Genomic DNA, 20,007 nt, shown 5'->3' with positions numbered 1-20,007 from the left:
AGAGCCGGCGCCCGAAGGCGCCGGCTTTTTCATGTCCGGGGTTTAGATCTTGGTTGGCTCGATCTTCCAGACTTCACGGGCGTAGTCGCCGATCGTGCGGTCGGAGGAGAAGCGGCCGGACTCGCAGATGTTGATCCACGCCATCCGTGCCCAGTGGATTGGGTCAGCAAAGTAGTCGCGGGCCATCTTGTCGCGGGTCTCGCGGTACGCAGCGAAGTCGCCCAGGACGTAGTACACGTCTGGGGTTTCGTAGCCGCCGCCATCCAGCAGGGAGGAGCGGAGGTCGTGGAACAGGCCCGAGTGGCCGTCATCGAGCAGACCCGAGGTGAAGGCGTCGAGAACGCGTTTGAGGCCTGGGACCGTCTCGTAGTGGTGCCATGGATTGTAGTGGGCCTTGAGCTCTGGGAGCTCCTCCACCTTGGCGCCGAAAATGTAGGCGTTGTCATCGCCCACGGAGTCCACGATCTCCACGTTTGCGCCGTCCAGGGTGCCCAGGGTGAGCGCGCCGTTCATCATGAACTTCATGTTGGAGGTACCGGAGGCCTCCTTGCCGGCGGTGGAAATCTGCTCGGAGACATCCGCGGCTGGAATGATGTGCTCGGCGGGGGAGACGTTGTAGTTCTCCACGAACACCACATGCAGGTACTTGGAAACAACTGGATCGTTGTTCACCAGGTCGCCGATGGCGTTGATGAGCTTGATGATCGCCTTTGCACGGACGTAGCCTGGGGCAGCCTTCGCACCGAAGATGAAGGTCCGTGGTGGCACGTTGGCCTCGCCGTCTTCCTTGATGCGGAAGTACAGATCCAGGATGTAGAGGGCGTTGAGCAACTGGCGCTTGTACTCGTGCAGGCGCTTGATTTGCACGTCGTAAATGGAATCAGGGTTGATTTCATCGCCCTGGCGCTCCTTGATCCAGTTGGCAAAGTCCACCTTGTTGGCGTGCTTGATCTCGTTGAGCTCAGCAAGCACGTCCTCGTTGTTGGCCAACTCGGTGAGCTTCTTCAGCTCATCCAGGTTCGTGACCCAGGCATCAGAGCCGGAGAGGCGGGTAAGCAGGTCAGACAGGCGAGGGTTACACATCTTCAGCCAGCGGCGTGGGGTCACACCGTTGGTCTTGTTGTTGAACTTCTCCGGCCAGATCTCGTGCCACTCCTTGAGGGTGTCAGCCTTGATGATCTCAGTGTGCAGCGCGGCCACGCCGTTAATGGAAAACGCTGCGTAGCAAGCGATCCACGCCATGTGCACCATTCCGTCGTGTACGGGGGACATGTAGTGGATGCGGCCCTCGTCCAGGCCACGCTCGCGCATGTCCTCGCGGAATCGGCGGTCGATTTCCACGATGATCTCGAACACGCGGCCAAAGAGCTGCTGGAAGATGGAGGTGTTCCACTGCTCCAAGGCCTCTGCGAGCACGGTGTGGTTGGTGTACGCGAAGGTTTCGGTGACAACCTTCCAGGCGTCCTCCCACGTCATGTTGTGCTCGTCGAGCAGCAGGCGCATCAGCTCTGGGATTGCGAGCACTGGGTGGGTGTCATTGAGCTGGATGGAGTTGTACTTGCCAAAGTCGCGCAGGTCCTCGCCGTGGTGCTCGATGTAGGAATCGATCATTGCCTGCAGGGATGCGGAGACAAAGAAGTACTGCTGGCGAACGCGCAGCACCTTGCCGTTGTATGTGGTGTCGTTCGGGTAGAGCACGCGGCAAAGGTCCATCACGCGCTCGCGTTCCACGATGGCGTCGGTGAAGCGCTGGGAGTTGAAGGCGTCGTAGTCGAACTCCTCCAGTGGCTCAGCCTTCCACAGGCGCAGGGTGCCCACGTTGTTGGTGCCGTAGCCGGTGATCGGCATGTCATAAGGCACGGCGCGCAGGTGCATGTCATCAAAGTGCACAGTGCGGATCTGGTTTTCGCGGCGCACCACAAATGGGTAGCCGTCTTCCTTCCACGCGTCCGGCTCCTCGGTCTGGAAGCCATTGTCAAAAACCTGCTTGAACAGGCCATAGCGGTAGAGGATGCCGTAGCCGGTCACCGGGTAGTCCTGGGTGACAGCGGAATCCAGGAAGCAGGCAGCCAGGCGTCCCAGACCACCGTTGCCCAGTGCTGCGTCATTTTCCGCCTCGAGGACGTCAGAAAGCGCGTGCCCATTGGCGGCAGTAGCCTGCTCGGCAACGTCTACCAAGTCCAGGTTGGTGAGGTTGTTCAGCAGGGCGCGGCCCATGAGGAACTCCGCGGAGAAGTAGTGCTGCTGGCGAGTGGCTGCGTAGGCCTTGGTGGTTGCCTCCCAGTTTTCAGCGAGCTGCTCCATCACAGCGTGGGAAAGGCCGAACCAGAACTTGCGGCCCGTGGCAGTAGTTGGGGCCGTGCCGGAAACGGCACGGACGTGTCCACCTACGGAAGAGGTGAATTCTTGGGAAGTAGTCATCTTCGGAGAAAACTCCTTACACAGAGTGATTGGGGAGAGGGAGCTCGCACGGAGCCCCGCTGTGTTACCCGCATCATCCTACCGGTTATGCCCGAATTTTCCCGATTGAGAGCATTTGAACCCGCAAAGCTGTTGCTTTTTTCACTTTTTCAGGTATGTGAGCACTGCTGCTACCGCCGCTGAGGTGGTGGCGTGGACCGTCGGCTCATAGTCCGGCACGAAGGTGCCCATGTGGTTCACTGGAATCGTTTCCGCCACGTTGCCCTCCGCCAGGGCTTTGTCCCACTGTTCGCGCGGGGTCACACCCACAGTCCAAAACAGGTATGGTGCGCCGAAGGCCTCCGGGAGGTTGGCAAAGTCCTCGGAAGCTGTCCAGCGGGTGGCGTCGGTAGAGTCTGGGCCGAACACCTGGTCAAAGGTCGCGCGAACCCGCCGGAAGACCTCCGGGGTGTTGTCCGTAAGAGGGCCGTGGGCGAAGTAGCGAAAGGTGGGGTCCACGGTGGTGCCGGAAGCTTTGCATTCGCCGCGTACCACTCGCTCGATGGCGGCGTAGAGTTGCGCTTTGATCTGCTCGTTGTAGGTGCGGCAGTTCAGCACGATTCGGGCCTGCCCGGGGATGGTGTTGTTGGAATTGCCGGACTCCAAGGTGCCAACGGAAACCACGGCGAACTCGTGGGGCGGGATCTCTCTGCCCACGATGCCTTGCAGGCGGATCACGATCATTGCGGCCAAAAAGGTGGGGTCGATCGCATTATGCGGCATGGAACCGTGCGCGCTTTGGCCGGTGAGCACAATCTCAATGGAGTCGCAGGAGGCGAGCGCCGCCCCCGGCATACTGCTCACCTGGCCCGCGGGGCCTGCGATCACATGCTGGCCAAAGCAGACGTCCGGCTTGGGTATGGCTTCTGCCAGGCCGTCGGCCACCATGCGGGCAGCGCCAGCGCCGTTTTCCTCAGAAGGCTGGAACAGGGCAATGAAGGTGCCGCTCCAGTGCTCCCGGGCGGAATCCAGCACCTGGCAGGCTCCCAGAAGCGCGGTGGTGTGCATATCGTGGCCGCATGCGTGCATCACTGGGGTGGGGGTTTGGCCGGAATAGTCGATTTTGTGCGAGGCCCACTCAAGCCCGGATTCCTCCTTCACCGGGAGGCCATCAAAATCCGCGCGCATCAGCACCGTCGGACCGGGGCCATTGCGGAACACCGCCACCATTCCGTTGCCGCCGATGTTGGTGGTCACCTCTGCGTTGAAACGACCAAGCTCGCGGGCGATCATCCGCGCCGTCTCAATCTCCTTGCCGGAAAGCTCCGGGTTGGCATGCAGCTTGCGGTAGAGGTCGCGCTGCCAATCCGGGTCTGGAGCGAAGGCGGCAATCAGGGAAGCGATATGAGATTCGCTGGAAGAGTTGGACGTCAGAAGCATGTGATCCACGTTACCGCAGATACAAAAATGGGTTGTAGCGCAGTGAATTGCGCTCTACCTTGCATTCAGTAGCAATGAGGATATTGCGCGCAATCTTTTCTTGGTTGCGCAGTGCATACATGGTGTCCACCACCCGGTCGCGCACATCCCACGGCGAAAGGGTGTTCACGTGGATCTTGGTGCCGCCTTCAAAACCAGCCAGGTTGGATACGCGCCATTTGATCATCACGCGCCAGGGCATCGGCATATCCAGGTCCGCCGGCTTATGGTGCCACTCCTCATTGCAGGGAACATCAGGGCCGGCAGCGGCGTGGGCAGCGTGGATGAGGTCACTCATCGCGCGCACCTCCTCCGGCGACTGCAGCCACGGCTCTGAGGTGGCGGACTTGGAATACACCTCCAAGGTGGGGTAGCGGTGCCCAAACCCGGCGAACAAGATGGCATGCTCGTTTTCCGCGATGATGAGGTTTTGGCTCGCCGCGTAGTCCACCGCCCACTCGTTATACATGTTGGGGTTTTGGCGCAGCTTCGCAATCTCATCCTCAAGGCTGCGGCCGCGCTCATCAATGGCCACTAACTGCTTGTGCAAATGGTCAAAGGACGCGCCCGCGGGCTTCAGCCAATTCTGGAACACCGCCACATACGGCGCGTAGCGGTTCTGGGCGTAGAGCGCCTTGGTGCTGGCAACCGTAAACGCAATCAACTCGGCGTGCTCGTCGGGGTGCAGCGTTCCCGACCCGGCGAGCTGACTGTCATCGGTGGCACCATCGATAAAGTGACGCCGGCCGATAATGAGGTCATGGCCGCCGCCGAAGAACGGTGCAGCCTGTGCGAGCAGTTCCGATTGGGGGGCGTCGGCACTGCGACCTGACGCCTTGCGTTTCGTGCGCACCGAGCGCAGCACATGCTCAAGGCCCTGCGAGGTGCCAACATAGCGCGCGTACCAACGCTCCAGCTCCTCGGGCATGTGGTAGCCGTAGTTGGCCTGCCAATACTCGTAGGTCACGATCTCAAACAGGTTGGCAACGCGGCGGAAATCCGCCTGGGTAGCGCCAAGATCCTCCGCCATCACGCCAGTGACGATCTGCCCGCCCACCATGCGCGCCTTCTCCGGGGGCGTTTCCAACATGCGATCCTGGCAAAACGCGCAGAACGCAACGTGGTCTTGTGGGTCCAGCGGTTTCGGGTCGACCACGGGCAGCCCAAGCGGGCGGTTGCCGCGGCCAGTGACCGTCCAGGCCTGCGTCCCAGAAAAAGGATTCAGTTGTTTCACGGTGCCGTCGGGCATCTTTTGCAGGAAGGACTTGCTCATGCGTTCTAGGCTAGTCTGGCCGCATGGCTTCCATTCACTTCGACTGCTTCATCGACCCCAAAGCCGCAGCACTCACCCCCGCGCGATTCGAACAACTCAGTGCGCTACTCATCCGCGATGCACTCGTCCAGGATGCCACCGTCACGCACACAAGCGATGCGGGTGCCGACGCCGCCACGCGCCAGCAACTCATCGAAGTCCTGCGGGAACAGGCGGGAGACAAAGACGAACCCGTAGCAGCCGAGCAGACCTATGAAATGCACCGATTCAGCGTGAAAGTTGAAGGAGCGCGCAGCCTCAACCAAGTAGCCATGCTCTACTCGCGCCTGCTCGCGCCGGCGGCTGCACTGCCCGTGGACACGGTGGCCTACCCCTGGACCATGCAAATCACCGACTAACCTGCAGATACTGCTCTACGGCGTTCCTGCCCGCCCACAGCAGCTGCTCGCGCACCTGCTCATCCTGGGGCAGTTCAATTTTGAGGGTGTTGGTAGTGGGTAGGGGGCTGTGAAAGCTTCCCGCAGCAACCGCCACGGTGGTGTTCGGGCCGGCCAGGTCCAGCACCGTGCCCACCACTTTGCCGTCAAGAGACTGCTGGTTAAAGCCGCCTTCGGCGGTAATGATCAAATCGGCCCCCTTTGCTCGTTCCGGCAGACCCAGCGTTTCCGCCACCACCTGCGCGCCGGGCAGCAGATGCACATGCTCGCCGCTGCCGTGTAAGAGGCTGCTGAGCCAGAAGATGCCAATGGCTACGCCGCCAGCCGCCCCGAGCATGGGCACCTGCGGGTCAATGCCAGAGACCTCACACCACTGGGCTATGCCGCCTTCGAGCAGGGCAACTTGTTCCCGGTTGGCGCCCTTCTGCGGGCCATAGGTGGCAGCGGTGCCCGTGGGGCCGGTGGCGGTGGCGTGGACGTCGGCAAGCAAAACCCATTCCACTGCGGCGGCCGGGATGTTGAGCTGGGCTGTATCCACGCTGGCCACGCGGTGCAGATCACCACCGCCAGGCCGCAGAGGGAGGCCGCGCTCGTCGAGTGGTTGGGCACCCAGGGCCGTGAGAATGCCGGTGCCGCCGTCGGTGCTTGCGCTACCGCCGAGGGCCAGGACGATGCGGGTGGCGCCGCGGGTTTGGGCATCGGCGATGAGCACGCCGGTGCCGAAAGTATCCGCCTGCAGCGGCTGGAGGGAGTCCTGTACTTGGGGCAAACCGCTGGCTGCGGCGATGTCAATGTATGCGGTGGTGGTGCTGGGGTCGAACACATAGCTGGCTTCGGTGAGCCTGCCGATGGCATCCGTGGTGGGCAGCGTGACCACCTGACCCTCAAAACACGCAGCGGTCCCTTCACCCCCGTCAGCCATGGGGACTACCTGGATCTCAGAGGTGATGCCAGCCGCCGAGCAAGCCTCCAACGCGCCTTCACGCAACCACCTTGCGGCATCGGGGGCGCTCGCGGTGGACTTCAGGGAGTCCGGGGCGATCACGATGTTCAGGTGTGTTTTGGCGGAATCGGTGGCTGTGTTCGATTGCACTATAGGTACCTTTCTGCAGGCTAGAGCCGCTTTGGCGGGAGAGCTGGCACACGTTTGGGGGAGGATGTGCTCTATACTTCAACACGGTCAATAGTATTCTCCTGTGATTCGCCCAGGCTGCGCCGCAAGAGGCGAGACGCACGAGCATGAGAAAGGAACCTTGAATTGTCCATTGAAGAGCAGGTCCGGGAATACCATGAGCAGTTGCTCAAGCGAAACGCCGGCGAGCCAGAGTTCCACCAGGCTGTCGGTGAAGTGCTGGAATCCCTGAAGATCGTGTTGGAGAAGGACCCACATTACGCTGACTACGGCCTGATCCAGCGCCTCTGCGAGCCAGAGCGCCAGCTCATCTTCCGCGTGCCCTGGGTTGACGACGAAGGCGTGGTGCAGGTCAACCGCGGCTTCCGCGTGCAGTTCAACTCCGCACTCGGCCCATACAAGGGTGGCCTGCGTTTCCACCCATCCGTGAACCTGGGCATCATCAAGTTCCTGGGCTTCGAGCAGATCTTCAAGAACTCCCTCACCGGCCTGCCGATCGGCGGCGGCAAGGGTGGTTCCGACTTTGACCCCAAGGGCAAGTCCGACGCAGAAATCATGCGCTTCTGCCAGTCCTTCATGACCGAGCTGCACCGCCACATCGGCGAATACCGTGACGTTCCAGCGGGTGACATTGGCGTGGGCGGCCGCGAGATCGGCTTCCTCTTTGGTCAGTACCGCCGCCTGGCAAACCAGCACGAGTCCGGCGTGCTCACCGGCAAGGGCCTCACCTGGGGTGGCTCGCTGGTGCGCACCGAAGCAACCGGCTACGGCTGCGTGTACTTCACCAGCGAAATGATGAAGGCACACGGCACTTCCTTCAACGGCAAGAAGGTCATCGTTTCCGGCTCCGGCAACGTGGCAATCTATGCCATTGAGAAGGCACAGGAACTCGGCGCAACCGTGATCGGCTTCTCCGATTCCTCCGGTTACGTTCACACCCCAGAAGGTGTTGACGTGGCAAAGCTGAAGGACATCAAGGAAGTTCGCCGTGAGCGCGTCTCCGTGTACGTGGACGAGGTAGAGGGCGCAACCTTCCACTCCGAGGGTTCCATTTGGGATCTGGCCTGCGACGTGGCTCTGCCATGTGCCACCCAGAACGAGCTCAACGAAGAGCACGCACGCACCCTCGCAGACAACGGCTGCCAGTTTGTGGCCGAGGGCGCAAACATGCCTTCCACCGCAGAGGCAGTTGAGGTCTTCCGCGAGAAGGGCGTGGTCTTTGGCCCAGGTAAGGCAGCCAACGCTGGTGGCGTTGCTACCTCCGCTCTGGAAATGCAGCAGAACGCATCCCGCGACTCCTGGTCCTTTGAGTACACCGACCAGCGCCTGCACGAGATCATGCGCAACATCTTCCGCACCTGTGAGGCAACCGCCCGTGAATACGGTCACGAAGGTGACTACGTGGTTGGCGCAAACATCGCCGGCTTCAAGAAGGTGGCAGACGCGATGCTCGCACAGGGTGTGATCTAAACGGTGTGACCCCACACCCCAATCATCCCGCCGCACTCTATGGCCCTTGGCCGTGGGGTGCGGTTTCTTTTTGGCTGGTGACGGTGGTGTTGCAGCGCCTCGTCGGATTGCGCCGCTAGACTCGCTAGCATGTACCGTGTCTTCGAAGCTCTTGATGAACTCGTCCAAACCGTGGAGCAGGCCTACGGCGTGCCCATGACCTCCAATTGCATGGTGCCCCGCAATGACATGTTGGCCCTGCTCGATGACCTCCGCAACGCTCTGCCTGTGGAGATCGATGACGCACAGGACGTCTTGGACCAGCGCGATGAAATCATCCGCGGCGCCCAGGACCGCGCCGATGAACTGGTGGGCAACGCTGAGCATGAGGCGCACACCATGGTGACCCGCGCCCGCGAAGAATCCGAGGCCATGGTGGGTGACGCGGAAAACCGTGCGCACACTACGGTGGCGAAGGCGCAGGACGACGCCGCGCGGATCGTTGAGGACGCGCGTCGGCAAGCCGATGACACCCTGGGCCGCGCCCAAGCTGAAGCCGAGCGCCTGGTTGCCTCCGGAAACGATCAGTACCAGCGTTCCGTGGATGAGGGCCTGGCTGAGCAGCACCGCTTAGTATCTGACTCCGAGGTGGTGCGCCGCGCGAACGAAGAAGCCCACCGCATCGTGGACAAGGCGCACGCCGATTCCAACCACCTGCGCAGCGAGTGCGACGCCTTCGTGGAAAAGAAGCTCAGCGAGTTTGAAGAGTCCCTTTCCGCAACCCTGCGCCAAGTGTCGCGGGATAAGGCAGCGCTGCGCCGCGGAGCCGGGGTCTCTGGCACTGGAGCTGGCACTGGAGCTGGAGCGGGAGCGGGACGCGAATAACATGAACCCATTTGTTTTTGAGGTGGGGCAGTTGCTGCGCAGCGGCATGCCGGAAACACTCACTCAGGAGGGCCCGGCGCCGCAGCGTATCGGCCCCGCAATGATCGCGATCCCAGAGGGTGCGGAGGTGCGTATCGACGCCGCGCTGACCCCACTGGGCGAGGCCGTCATGGCGGACGCAACGCTGCACGCAACTCTGCAGGGGCAGTGCTCGCGCTGCCTCACCGCCCTTTCCCCAGAGGTGGATTTGAGTATTAACGAAGTGTTCGCCGCCAGTGAAGACTTCATTCAGGGCGAAGCCGCCGAAGAAGACGAAGACGAGCTGCCAGTGGTGCTAAATGACACCATTGACCTGCTGCAATCCTTCCTGGACGAGGCCGGCCTCAACCTGCCCTTCAACCCGGTGTGCGAGGGCGGCTGCGAGCACGGCGACGTGCCGGAGCCGGATGGCGTTTCTGGTGAAACCCAAGGTCAGCCCACCGACCCGCGCTGGGCTGGACTGGAGAAATTCCTGTGAGTAGGAAACAGAAACTCAGCCCCGAGCAGGCGTGGGAGCAAGCCTTTGGGGCCAAAGACCACGCGCCGCTGCTCGAGGCCTTTGGGGTGAGCTTGAGTGCGGAAGGCCTCCGCCTGGCGCTCACGCATCGTTCCTTTGGTAACGAACACGGCAATCTGCCCAACAACGAGCGTCTTGAGTTTTTGGGTGACGCCGTGCTGGGCCTGTCCGTGGCCGGACAACTCTTCGCGCAGTACCCCGCGCTCCCCGAATCCCACATCTCCAAGATGCGCGCCGCGGTGGTGAGCCGCTACGGCCTTGCCGCCGTCGCTCGCGAAATCGGGCTCGGAGAGCACATCCTTCTGGGTAAGGGGGAGCTCGCCACCGGCGGCAGCGAGAAGGACTCAATCCTGGCGGACACCACCGAGGCGATGCTCGGCGCGATCTACCTGGAGCATGGCTTCGAGGTGGCCAGGGCAACGGTGCTTCGGCTGTTCCAAACCAAGATCAACGAGGCCTCGGCTGAGGCGATCTACCAGGATTGGAAAACCACCCTGCAGGAGCGCCTCGCAGAGCGCAAACTTCCAGCGCCCACCTACACCGCCGAGGCCTCGGGCCCAGAGCACGAAAAGCACTTCGAGGTTGCTGCCGTGGTGTTCGGTGAGGAAATTGGGCACGGTGCCGGCAAGAACAAAAAGGCCGCCGAGCAGCAAGCCGCAAAACAGGCTGTTGCCCGCGTGCAAAACGAACCCGCGCTGGTAGCGCAGCTCAAACGCCTGGCCGAGCATGCCTGAGCTGCCGGAAGTTGAGGTGGTCCGGCGCGGTTTGGAAGAGCACGTCCGCGGCCGACGTCTTGATGCAGTAGAAGTGCTGCACCCGCGCGCTGTACGCCACAGTGAGGGTGGTCCCGCGCAAGTAGAGGGCATGCTCACCGAAACAACAATTTCCGACGTGCGCCGGCGTGGCAAGTTCCTCTGGCTCGACTGCGCCGCGGCGGCGGAGAGTGGTGCTGGAGCTCCGGTGCTGCCGGTGATTGTGCACCTTGGAATGAGCGGGCAGATGCTCGTGAAAGATGGGGGCGCACAAGGGGGAGAGCATCCGCACCTGAGGATCCGCGTCCGCCTGGATGATGGCAATGAGCTGTGGTTCGTGGACCAGCGCACCTTTGGGTACTGGCGGCCCAGTGAATATGACCCCCGAGCGGACAGCCGCTTGCCAGCGCACATGGCCCACATTGCGCAGGACCTCCTGGACCCCACATTGGACCTGGCTCAGGTGGCGCGAGCGCTCAAAAGCCGCGACGTAGGGATCAAACGGTTGCTGCTGGATCAGGGGATTGTGTCTGGCATTGGCAATATTTACGCCGATGAAATGCTGTGGGCAGCACGCATCCACCCGGAAACCTCTGCTCAGGCAATTGGCCTACCTCGGCTGCGCGAGCTGTTAGAGCATGGCCAGCAGGTGATGCGGCGGGCTTTAGAGCAGGGTGGTACGAGTTTTGATGCGCTGTATGTGAACGTCAATGGGCAGTCTGGTTACTTCGATGTTTCCCTGCACGCCTATGGTCGCGGCGGCACGCCTTGCGATCGTTGTGGAACTGCGATGCGCAGGATCCAATTCATGAATCGTTCCTCCACGGTGTGCCCAAATTGCCAAAAGAAGAGGTATCGCAGGCACAAGTGACGTGGCAGAAATTGTGTATCGAGTGTGGTGCGCAGCTAACGTGGTAGACATCAGTTCTCTCCGTCACTTGAGAACTCTTGAGAAACCAGTCCCGTAAAGGTGCAATGTATGGATAGCGTCACAGCATTTGTCACAGACGTGATTAATGACAACTACTGGAAAGTCATTCCCTTCCTGCTGATCGCGGCCGGTGTGTATTTCGGTGCTCGGACCCTCGTGGTGCAGCTCCGAATGATCCCGGACATGTTCCGTGCGGTGAAAGAAAAGCCGCATCCAGAAGACTCCCACACCGATGAGCAAGGCATCTCCGCCTTCAAGGCATTCACCATCTCCGCGGCCTCGCGCGTGGGCACCGGTAACGTGGCCGGCGTAGCCGTGGCCATCACCCTGGGTGGCCCAGGTGCGGTGTTCTGGATGTGGATGATCGCCCTTCTGGGTGGCGCAACCTCCTTCGTGGAGGCAACGCTCGCACAGTTGTGGAAGACCAAGAACCCGGACGGGACTTACCGCGGCGGCCCAGCGTACTACATGACGCGCGGGCTGAACATGCGGTGGCTGGCCGTGATCTTCGGTGTGGCAATCACCATCACCTACGGCTTTGTCTACAACTCCATTCAGGCGAACTCCATTGTGGAGGCCACCAGCTCTAGCTTTGCCGGCGTGATCGATTCCAGCTCCACTTCCTTCAAGGGGATTATTGGCCTGATTTTGGTCGTCATCACCGGTGTGATCATCTTCGGTGGCGTGCACCGCATTGCGAACTTCACCCAGATTGTGGTCCCAGTGATGGCGCTCGCGTACCTCGCTGTGGGCATCCTGGTCCTGATCCTGCGGATCGACGCGGTGCCTGGCATGATCGCGGACATTGTGGGCCACGCACTCGGCTTCAAGGAGATCGCAGGTGCTGCGGTCGGTGCGGCATTCATGAACGGTATGCGCCGCGGCTTGTTCTCCAATGAAGCGGGCCAGGGTTCCGCTCCAAACGCAGCTGCAACCGCAACGGTTTCTCACCCAGTGAAGCAAGGCCTGGTGCAGACCTTGGGCGTGTACTTTGACACCCTGCTGGTATGTTCCATCACTGCCTTCATCATTCTGCTGTCCAACCCTGTATATGGCGCGGACGTCCAGGGTGCATCTTTGACTCAGAGCGCGCTGTCAAGTGAGGTCGGAGCGTGGGGCGTGCACTTTGTCACCATCATCCTGTTCTTCCTGGCATTCAGCTCCGTGATCGGCAACTACTACCTTGCAGAGACCAACTTGGAGTACTTCACCACCAACCCACTGGCGGTTAACGGGTTCCGCGTACTGGTTCTGGCCTGCGTGTTCCTGGGTTCGATTTCCCCGCTGCCACTGGTGTGGGCACTGGGTGATACCTTCGCGGCAACCATGGTGGTGATCAACCTGATCGCAATCGTTCCTCTCGGCGGGGTAGCGGTGAAGCTCCTGCGCAACTACTCCCAGCAGAAGGCCAAGGGCCTGGACCCTGTGTTCCACCGTGACATGCTCCCAGAGCTGAAGAACGTTGAGTGCTGGGATGGTTCCGACGCCGTCACCCGCCGCGGTGGCCAGATCGTGCGCGAAGTGTAGGTTCCATGCGTGCTGATGCGGCTGATGCGAATGTGCGCTTGACAGCCTTCGTGCACGGCCACGTGCAGCAGGTGGGGTTTCGGTGGTGGACCCGCGGCCAGGCCCTGGAGCTTGGTCTTGCGGGTGCTGCCACCAACATGCCCGACGGCCGCGTGTGCGTCACCGCGGAGGGCCCGCGGCAAGCCTGCGAAGAGCTTGCCCGGCGGCTCGCCCCGGAGGCTGAATTGGGGGAGGAATCCAAGGCGTACCGACGCCCAGGGCACGTAGATTTCCTGGCGGTGCAGTGGGGCGCGGCGCGCGGTGTGCAAGGGTTTGTGGAACGCTAGAATGGTTCCTCGTGTATTTGAAGTCGCTGACGCTCAAGGGGTTTAAGTCCTTTGCGTCTGCAACCACCCTGAAGTTTGAGCCCGGCATCTGCGCCGTGGTGGGGCCCAACGGCTCCGGCAAGTCGAACGTGGTGGACGCGCTCGCCTGGGTGATGGGCGAGCAGGGGGCAAAGACGCTGCGCGGCGGCAAAATGGAGGACGTGATTTTTGCTGGCGCCGGCGAGCGCAAGCCGCTCGGCCGCGCGGAGGTCACGCTCACCATTGATAATTCCGATGGCGCCTTGCCGATCGAGTACCGCGAAGTCTCAGTAACCAGGCGGATGTTCCGCGACGGTGCCAGCGAGTACGAGATCAATGGCTCGCGCGCTCGCCTCATGGATATCCAAGAATTGCTCTCGGATTCCGGTATTGGCCGGGAAATGCATGTGATCGTGGGGCAGGGGCGCCTCGCACAGATTTTGGAGTCCCGCCCGGAAGACCGCCGCGCCTTTATTGAGGAAGCCGCGGGTGTGCTCAAGCACCGCAGGCGGAAGGAAAAAGCACAGCGCAAGCTGGTGGGGATGCAGGCCAATCTGGATAGGCTTACGGACCTCACGGAGGAGCTGCGCCGCCAACTCAAGCCGTTGGCCCGCCAAGCAGAAGCAGCAAAGCGAGCCGCCACGGTGCAGGCAACGTTGCGTGACGCCCGCCTGAAGGTGGCGGGATTTGAACTCGATGACTTGGAACAGCAGTTGGCCCAGGCCAACGCCGCCCTGCGCACCGAGCTGGAAAAGCTGGAGGAACTCACCGGCGCCACAGAGGAAGCCTTAGAGGTACAGGTCACCCTGGAGGAAGAGCTCGAACAGTGCACCGCGGGGGCCGAGGCAGCGCAGTCCCTGTGGTTTGAGCTCTCCGCTTTGGCCGAGCGCGTGGCGGCGACCACCCGCATTGCCCATGACCGGGCTCGCAACTCCACCGCGGTGCCCTACAGCGGGGCGGATCCTGACGAGCTCGATGCCAAAGCCGAGGCGGCACAGGAGCACTTAGAAGAACTTCACGAACATGTAGAAGTGCTCCAGGCCCGCCTGGAGGCGGTGAGTGAGCAGGTTGAGCAGTGCCGTGAACAGGCCCAACTGGCTGATGAGGAACACCTAAAGGCGGTTCGTGCCATCGCGGACCGCCGGGAGGGCGTTGTGCGCCTGCTCGCCGCCCGGGAAACCCACAGTAACGCCGTGGCGCAGGCAGAACAGGAAATCGCCCACCTTCAGGCGGCTTGGGCTGAATCAGAGGAGGCGCACCAGAGGGCGAAGCAGCAACTGGAACGCGCAACAACCGAGCTGAGGCAGGCGCAGCACGCAGCGGCACCGCTGAAGGAGGCGGCGGAACAGGCGCAGTCGGAGGCAGAGGCTGCAGAGGCCCGCTTGGAGCAGCTTCGTGCGAGCCACGTTGGGTTACAGCAGCAGGTCTCCAGGTTGGAATCGCGTATTGAAACACTGGAGGTGCAAGCGCCGAAAGCGGACCTGGGCAACCAACCAGATCTTGAACTTTCGCCCCTAGCGCAGCTCATCACCGTTGAGCCGGGCTATGAATCCGCCCTCGCCGCAGCACTCGGTGAGCTCGCGAATGCACTCGTCGGGGAGCTGGACGCCGGCGCCGTCGATACGCTTGCGGAAACAGTCAGCCGCACCGCTGTGGTGGCGCCTACGGCGGGGGAGCCCTGGCGCATGGTGCAGGAGGATGTGCGCTGGCTGTTGGACGTCGTGGAAGTAGCGCCGCAGATTCAAGCGGCCGTGAACCGCGTGCTTGTGGACGTTGTGTGCGCAGAGGACACGCAGCAGGCTCGGGCGTTGGTTGAGGCGGACCCCAGGCTACGCGCGGTGACCAAACAGGGTGTGCTGGTGGGGCAAGGCTGGGTGAGCTTTGGTTCCACCGTTGCTTCCGGCGTAGAGGTTGCCAGCTTGGTCGCCCAGGCGAGCACCGAGCTGGAGGAGGTGCGTGCGCAGTTGCTGGAGATTTCGGGCACGCTCGAGGGGGCAAAACAGGCGGCGGCGGAGGCTCGCGTGGCCGTTGCCCAGACCACAGCCACGCATAGGGAACATACGCAGGCGATCGGGGGCCTTGAGCGGGAACTGCGCCGTTTGGAGCAGCAGGCGCAGCATAGCCAGGCAGGCCAGCGTAAGTCAGCCGAGCGGCTCGAACAAGCGCGCACACGCCTGGCCGCTGCACAAGAGTTGCTGGAGGACACCGCAGATCGGCTCGCACGAGTAGAGGAACAACCGAGCGAACAGGAGCCATCCACCCTGGCGCGCGACGAAGCCGCGGCGGCCCTGCGGCAGGCAAGCGCTATGGAGATGGAGGCAAAACTCGCGCTGCGCAGCGCACAGGACAAAGCTGAACAGGCAAAAGGCCGCGCTGAGGGGCTACGGAGGCAGGCACAATCCGAACGCCAAGCGAAAGCACGCCACCTGGCGGCGATGGAGCATCGGATGAAGCAGGCGCGCCTGGCACAGGTGGTTGCCGAGCAGTCCGAAGCGGTGGGACGCAGGGTTGCCAGCGCACTCGAGCGGGCAACAGCCGCAAAGCAGGAGACCAGCGCCCGCAAACAGCAGGTCACCAGCCAGCTTTCCACGGCCAAGGACCGCGCGAAAAGCCTCCAGGTGCACCTCGGCTCAAGCAAGGACACCGCGCATGCCCGCCAACTGCGGCTGGGCGAGGTGCAGACCAGGCGGGAGGAAGTCCACGCCAAAATCACCGAACAACTCGGCGTGCCGGCGCAAGAGGTACTGCGTGATTACGCCCCGCAGGGCCTTTTCGACGTGGAGCTCGAGCGCGCCCGCCTGCGCCAAGCGGAAAAGGACCTTAACGCCCTAGGCAAGGTCAATCCACTGGCTCTGGAGGAGTTCAAGGCCCTGGAACAACGCTACGAGTTCTTGAGTACCCAACTGGCGGACGTGGAGCAGGCGCGCCGGGACCTTACCGATGTGATTACCGACGTAGACGCTAAGATCCTGCAACTGTTCACGGACGCCTGGCACGATGTGGCGGCTGAGTTCCCGAAGGTGTTTGACACGCTGTTTCCCGGTGGTGAAGGCAAGCTGGTGCTCACCGAACCGGACTCCATGCTCACCACGGGCATTGAGGTGGAGGCGCGCCCACCTGGGAAGAAGGTAAAGAGGCTTTCCCTGCTCTCCGGCGGTGAGAAGTCTTTGACAGCTTTGGCTATGCTGGTGGCGATCTTCCGCGCGCGGCCCTCGCCGTTTTATGTGATGGATGAGGTTGAGGCGGCTTTGGACGACGTCAACCTGCGCCGCCTCATCGCCCTGTTTGAACAGTTGCGCGAAGATTCCCAGCTCATTGTGATCACCCACCAGAAGCCCACTATGGACGTAGCCAATGTGCTCTATGGTGTGACAATGCGTGGCGACGGCGTGACCAGAGTGATCAGCCAACGAATGACCCCCAAGCCGAACTAAGGAAGTGCACGTGCACCACATCGCTGACCCAAGTGACTCCCTCCTGGGATGGGCTTCTCAACATGAGCTCACCCTTGCGCAGCAACTCAAGGGATTGGAGCTTGTCCATGAGCTCGGGTTGCGCAGCGATGAACTTGAGCGGATCGAGCGCTTCTTCGGCATCTTCCTGGACAGGCAGATCTCAGCGGGGGCGAGCTTTGCAAACATCGCCACGATTAGCCCGGCGCTCACCCTGATTACCCTGGTGAGCCGCGCGGCCGATGTGGTGGACCCGCGCAACTTCGCCGCGGAGTACGCCGCCGGTCTGCAAATGGAACACCAGGAGGCGTTGGTTGAGGGCCTCAACGCCGAGCTGGTGGTGGAGTTGCTCGGCACGGTAGGGGTTGGTTTTGCGGGCCAAGAGGGCCTGGATTTGGTCACGCTCCTGTGCCTGCACGCGGGGCTCATCAACGCCGAGGTAGCACCACTTCTGGAGTATCTGGATAAGCAGCGCAGCACCCTGCCGAGCATGTTCGCGGAACTCCAGCGCGCGTTGCCGGAGGCCGCGCAGAACGTGTTGGTACAGGTCACGGGCGTTCGTGATCTGAGCTTGGCGCACCCCAAGAGTTGGTTCGACCGCCACCGTGAGCAGTTCCGCGGATCCATCGTGGAGGCAGTTGCCGCGGAGTTGCGCGAACGCCCGGCACACACCCCAGACCGCCTGAGCGCCGTGGGTGTGGCGGCTCGCGAACTGCGTCCCCGTGTGCTGTTGGATCTGCAGAAGCGCAAGCTGTACCTGCGCTTGCCCGAGCAGGAGGTGGCCGGGGCTGCCGGCGAGGTGAGCTGGCGAGTCAATGTGGAGGGCAGCACCAAGGTGTATCGCACGGGTGTTGCCTGGGGCAGTGAGTCCGGTTTTGCCGAGGCGCTGGACCTCAACATCGAGTCCCCGGTGCGCGAGCTCATCGTCCAAGACGTGACCCACCAAATCACTTGGACCGTGCCTGTGATTGATCACCAGGCCCCCCTGTTGCTGTTCACTGAGCGCGGTATGAACATCACGGACAAGGCTTCGCTGCATTACCCAAGCGTGGTGGCGCTCTGCCCGGCAGACACGCAACTTCACGACCCCGTCCGCGGCATCGCACTGCCCATCGAAGAGCTCGGAGACCTGGAGGGATTCCCCGGCTGGACCCTGCGGCGCGTGGATTTGCGGGAGGCTGCGGCCTTGGCTGCGTCGGAAAGCGTGGGTGCGGAGCACGCCGGCGCTGTGGGGATGCGCAGCGTGGACACCCGCGCTCGTGTGACTTTCCATCACCCTGGGCAGCCGGTGCCTTTTGTGCGCACGCTCGCGGGATTGCGGGTGCATACGGAGTCGCTGGTGGCGGAGTTTCCGCCCACGCCATCCGGGGCAGCGGAGACGTGGCAACTGACCATCTCCGCCTACGGTGGGCTCGGCGCGGAGGGCGAGGAAGTGGTCCCTGCCGAACAACTGGAGATTCTCGCCACAGGTGGCGCGTTTCAGGTGTTTGACCCCACGCTTTACGACGCTCCGTGGGTGGGCGAATACCATGTCCGTCTCCGCGGGCCGCGTGGTGAGTCCTTCCGGCATGAGTACGCGATTGTGGAGGGCATGCGCACCCAGGTGGTGATCCAGGGCGCCAACAAGGCCTTCCGCATCCCCACTGCGGGTGGGTTGAGCGAGGTCAGCTTGGAGGTGGCGAGCGGGGACAAGCCTTTCGAAGCGACTGAGGCCAAGGTGGGTCCGCAGGAAGCTGCCACCAACTTTGTGGTGTCCACGCACGAAGGCGACCAACTGCCACTTCGGTTCACCCCGCCACGGCTGGTGTTCGAGCTGCCAGCGCTGCACGAACCAAGGATGTGGCGCGCCAGCAGGCTCGCGCTACGGCCCAGGGACATTGATCTGGAAGGTACGCTGCGGGTGCGTGGCTATGGGGAGCTCAAAGACGCCCTCATCACGATCTGCAACCAGCATGGATCACCGCTTGCGAGCGCCCGGCTGCGGCAGGCTGACCAGGTACAGGCGGATCAGATGGCCACCTACTACACGCCGATTGCCAAGCTGGTGGGGCAAAGCGGGAACCTGCCCACTGGCCGCCTGGACATCCAGTGGACGGACCCCAGCTCTCACAAGAGGGTGTCCGTTGCGCTCGCTGACCTGCAGGTAGGGCCCGAGCCCACGTTGAGCTTGGTGGACGGTGCCATTAGTCTGCCGGGGCAGTACAGCTTGTGGGTGTGGCCGGCCACCGCGCCGTGGGAACCTGCTCGGGCGCTCGCGGCGGCAGAAGGACAGGTGGCGTTGCCCGAAGATCTTCGCGATGCCGGGCCGCTCATCGTGCAGCCGTTCTTGGCGGATCCTTTTGCCACACAGGTCACCCCAGTGGCACCGGCGGCGAATGCTGTCACGCTCGAGCAGCCGGGGTATTTTGCCGGCAGTGACCCAGCACTCGCGGGCCTTGCCGCCTTCCTCGCCGGGGAAAGCGAGCAGGTGCCTGACAATGGCGCGGCAATGCCCCTGCTGTGGGACATGATCGGCGCGGGCACATTGCATGCCGACGCCGTCAAGGCGGTGCGCAAGGTCTTCCTGAACGCCCCGGCGCAGGCGCTTGCAGGGCTTGCGGATTCCCTCGTTCCCTCCACGCGACAGCCCGGCAGGGTAGTGGAATCGGGGTTGGTCCGCGCGAGCTTTGGCAGCGGCGCGGTGCACGGCAGCGGATGGGTTGCGGCCCTGGCGCTGCTGGGGCAACTTGACGAATTGGTGATGGACCCCGAACAACTCGATGCTGACCTGCGCAAGCAACGCCAGCCTTTGTTGGAGCACCTGGAACAAGTGGCCGGCGCAAACCTACTCAAGACGTTGCGCACGGGCCGTGACGACACCTTGGACACCGCCTGCATTGACTCCTCCACGGTGGCCATTGCGGCGATGGACTCTGCCCAGCAGGAAGCCTTGTTGGAGATGTTCTTTGCGCAGAGCAACATCGTGCCGGGTGCCCTCATGGATGATGGCTCGCGCTTGCTCGCGGTTTTTGAGGCGTTCACCAAGCGCGAAGAGCTGGTGGAGCTGTTCCAGGAAAACGCCCTCATCGCTGCTGCGGTGACCATGCTGCGCACACTGCGTTCCACCGACCGGGTGCTCTACGCGCTGGCAAGGGTCCGCTTTGACAAGCTCGACGGTGTGGACACCGACGCGAAGGAAAACCTCTGGGCCCTGGCCCCTGTGGTCTCGTTAATCTTCGCGCTCGTGGCGCGCCTGCACGCCCACGGGCTGATTTCCTCCAACAAGACTTTGGAGGCCGCAACCCCCGGCTGGGCGCGCCTTGCGGACCTCGTGCCCGACCTTGTGACCAGCGACCTCGTAGCCAGCGAGGCCATCGTGTTGGCATTGAAGAAACCCGGCATCGCATAGCG

14 protein-coding genes are annotated in these 20,007 nt (G+C 62.5%); 10 read left to right on the top strand and 4 right to left on the bottom strand.

All coding sequences use genetic code 11. The annotated features are described in order from the left end of the window. Nucleotides 1-42: 42 nt before the first annotated feature. The 3 genes from NQ050_RS00655 to NQ050_RS00645 all read right to left on the bottom strand — a co-directional run bounded on the left by NQ050_RS00655 (nt 43) and on the right by NQ050_RS00645 (nt 5,152). Nucleotides 43-2,421 carry a glycogen/starch/alpha-glucan phosphorylase gene (locus tag NQ050_RS00655; protein WP_257037308.1) on the bottom strand — a complete coding sequence of 793 codons (2,379 nt, stop codon included), beginning with the start codon at nt 2,419-2,421 and terminating at the stop codon, nt 43-45. A gap of 141 nt (nt 2,422-2,562) precedes the next feature. After that, nucleotides 2,563-3,840 (bottom strand): amidohydrolase, encoded by a 1,278-nt coding sequence (locus NQ050_RS00650; protein ID WP_373456400.1) that lies wholly within the window; start codon nt 3,838-3,840, stop codon nt 2,563-2,565. A gap of 10 nt (nt 3,841-3,850) precedes the next feature. Next, the gene (locus tag NQ050_RS00645; protein WP_257037307.1) at nt 3,851-5,152 is read right to left on the bottom strand and encodes a DUF4921 family protein; all 1,302 of its coding nucleotides are present in this window, start codon (nt 5,150-5,152) and stop codon (nt 3,851-3,853) included. Nucleotides 5,153-5,175: 23 nt separating this feature from the next. Between NQ050_RS00645 and NQ050_RS00640 the strand changes: the two genes are divergently transcribed. After that, complete coding sequence (locus NQ050_RS00640; protein ID WP_257037306.1) at nt 5,176-5,550, top strand: hypothetical protein; 375 nt, start codon at nt 5,176-5,178, stop codon at nt 5,548-5,550. Here NQ050_RS00640 and NQ050_RS00635 read toward each other — a convergent pair. Then, on the bottom strand, nt 5,540-6,682 hold the full coding sequence (locus NQ050_RS00635; protein ID WP_257037305.1) for a glycerate kinase: 1,143 nt from the start codon (nt 6,680-6,682) through the stop codon (nt 5,540-5,542). The two genes, NQ050_RS00640 and NQ050_RS00635, sit on opposite strands and share 11 nt — an antisense overlap. Before the next feature lie 165 nt (nt 6,683-6,847). Here NQ050_RS00635 and gdhA point away from each other — a divergent pair, with 165 nt between their 5' ends. The 9 genes from gdhA to NQ050_RS00590 all read left to right on the top strand — a co-directional run bounded on the left by gdhA (nt 6,848) and on the right by NQ050_RS00590 (nt 20,005). Then, entirely contained in the window at nt 6,848-8,191 is a 1,344-nt protein-coding gene (gene gdhA, locus NQ050_RS00630) for an NADP-specific glutamate dehydrogenase (protein WP_257037304.1), read from the top strand. 129 nt (nt 8,192-8,320) lie between these two features. Then, nucleotides 8,321-9,055 (top strand): DivIVA domain-containing protein, encoded by a 735-nt coding sequence (locus tag NQ050_RS00625; protein ID WP_257037303.1) that lies wholly within the window; start codon nt 8,321-8,323, stop codon nt 9,053-9,055. A 1-nt stretch (nt 9,056) separates the two neighbouring features. After that, nucleotides 9,057-9,572 (top strand): DUF177 domain-containing protein, encoded by a 516-nt coding sequence (locus NQ050_RS00620; protein WP_257037302.1) that lies wholly within the window; start codon nt 9,057-9,059, stop codon nt 9,570-9,572. Further along, on the top strand, nt 9,569-10,345 hold the full coding sequence (gene rnc / locus NQ050_RS00615; RefSeq protein ID WP_257037301.1) for a ribonuclease III: 777 nt from the start codon (nt 9,569-9,571) through the stop codon (nt 10,343-10,345). The genes NQ050_RS00620 and rnc overlap by 4 nt, the downstream gene beginning before the upstream one ends. After that, complete coding sequence (gene mutM, locus NQ050_RS00610) at nt 10,338-11,234, top strand: bifunctional DNA-formamidopyrimidine glycosylase/DNA-(apurinic or apyrimidinic site) lyase (RefSeq protein WP_257037300.1); 897 nt, start codon at nt 10,338-10,340, stop codon at nt 11,232-11,234. The genes rnc and mutM overlap by 8 nt, the downstream gene beginning before the upstream one ends. Nucleotides 11,235-11,342: 108 nt before the next feature. Then, entirely contained in the window at nt 11,343-12,821 is a 1,479-nt protein-coding gene (locus NQ050_RS00605; RefSeq protein WP_257037299.1) for a sodium:alanine symporter family protein, read from the top strand. A 5-nt stretch (nt 12,822-12,826) separates the two neighbouring features. Next, nucleotides 12,827-13,147, top strand: coding sequence for an acylphosphatase (locus tag NQ050_RS00600; protein ID WP_257037298.1), 321 nt, complete (start codon nt 12,827-12,829; stop codon nt 13,145-13,147). Nucleotides 13,148-13,158: 11 nt separating this feature from the next. Next, complete coding sequence (smc, locus tag NQ050_RS00595) at nt 13,159-16,599, top strand: chromosome segregation protein SMC (RefSeq protein WP_257037297.1); 3,441 nt, start codon at nt 13,159-13,161, stop codon at nt 16,597-16,599. A 10-nt stretch (nt 16,600-16,609) separates the two neighbouring features. Next, on the top strand, nt 16,610-20,005 hold the full coding sequence (locus tag NQ050_RS00590; protein ID WP_257037296.1) for a hypothetical protein: 3,396 nt from the start codon (nt 16,610-16,612) through the stop codon (nt 20,003-20,005). Nucleotides 20,006-20,007: the final 2 nt, after the last annotated feature.

Origin of the sequence: Corynebacterium sp. 122RC1, from assembly GCF_024580955.1 — a bacterium.
Taxonomy (GTDB): Bacteria; Actinomycetota; Actinomycetes; order Mycobacteriales; family Mycobacteriaceae; genus Corynebacterium; species Corynebacterium kozikiae.
Note: the sequence above shows the minus strand (reverse complement) of the source record. Positions and strands in the feature narration are given on the sequence as shown.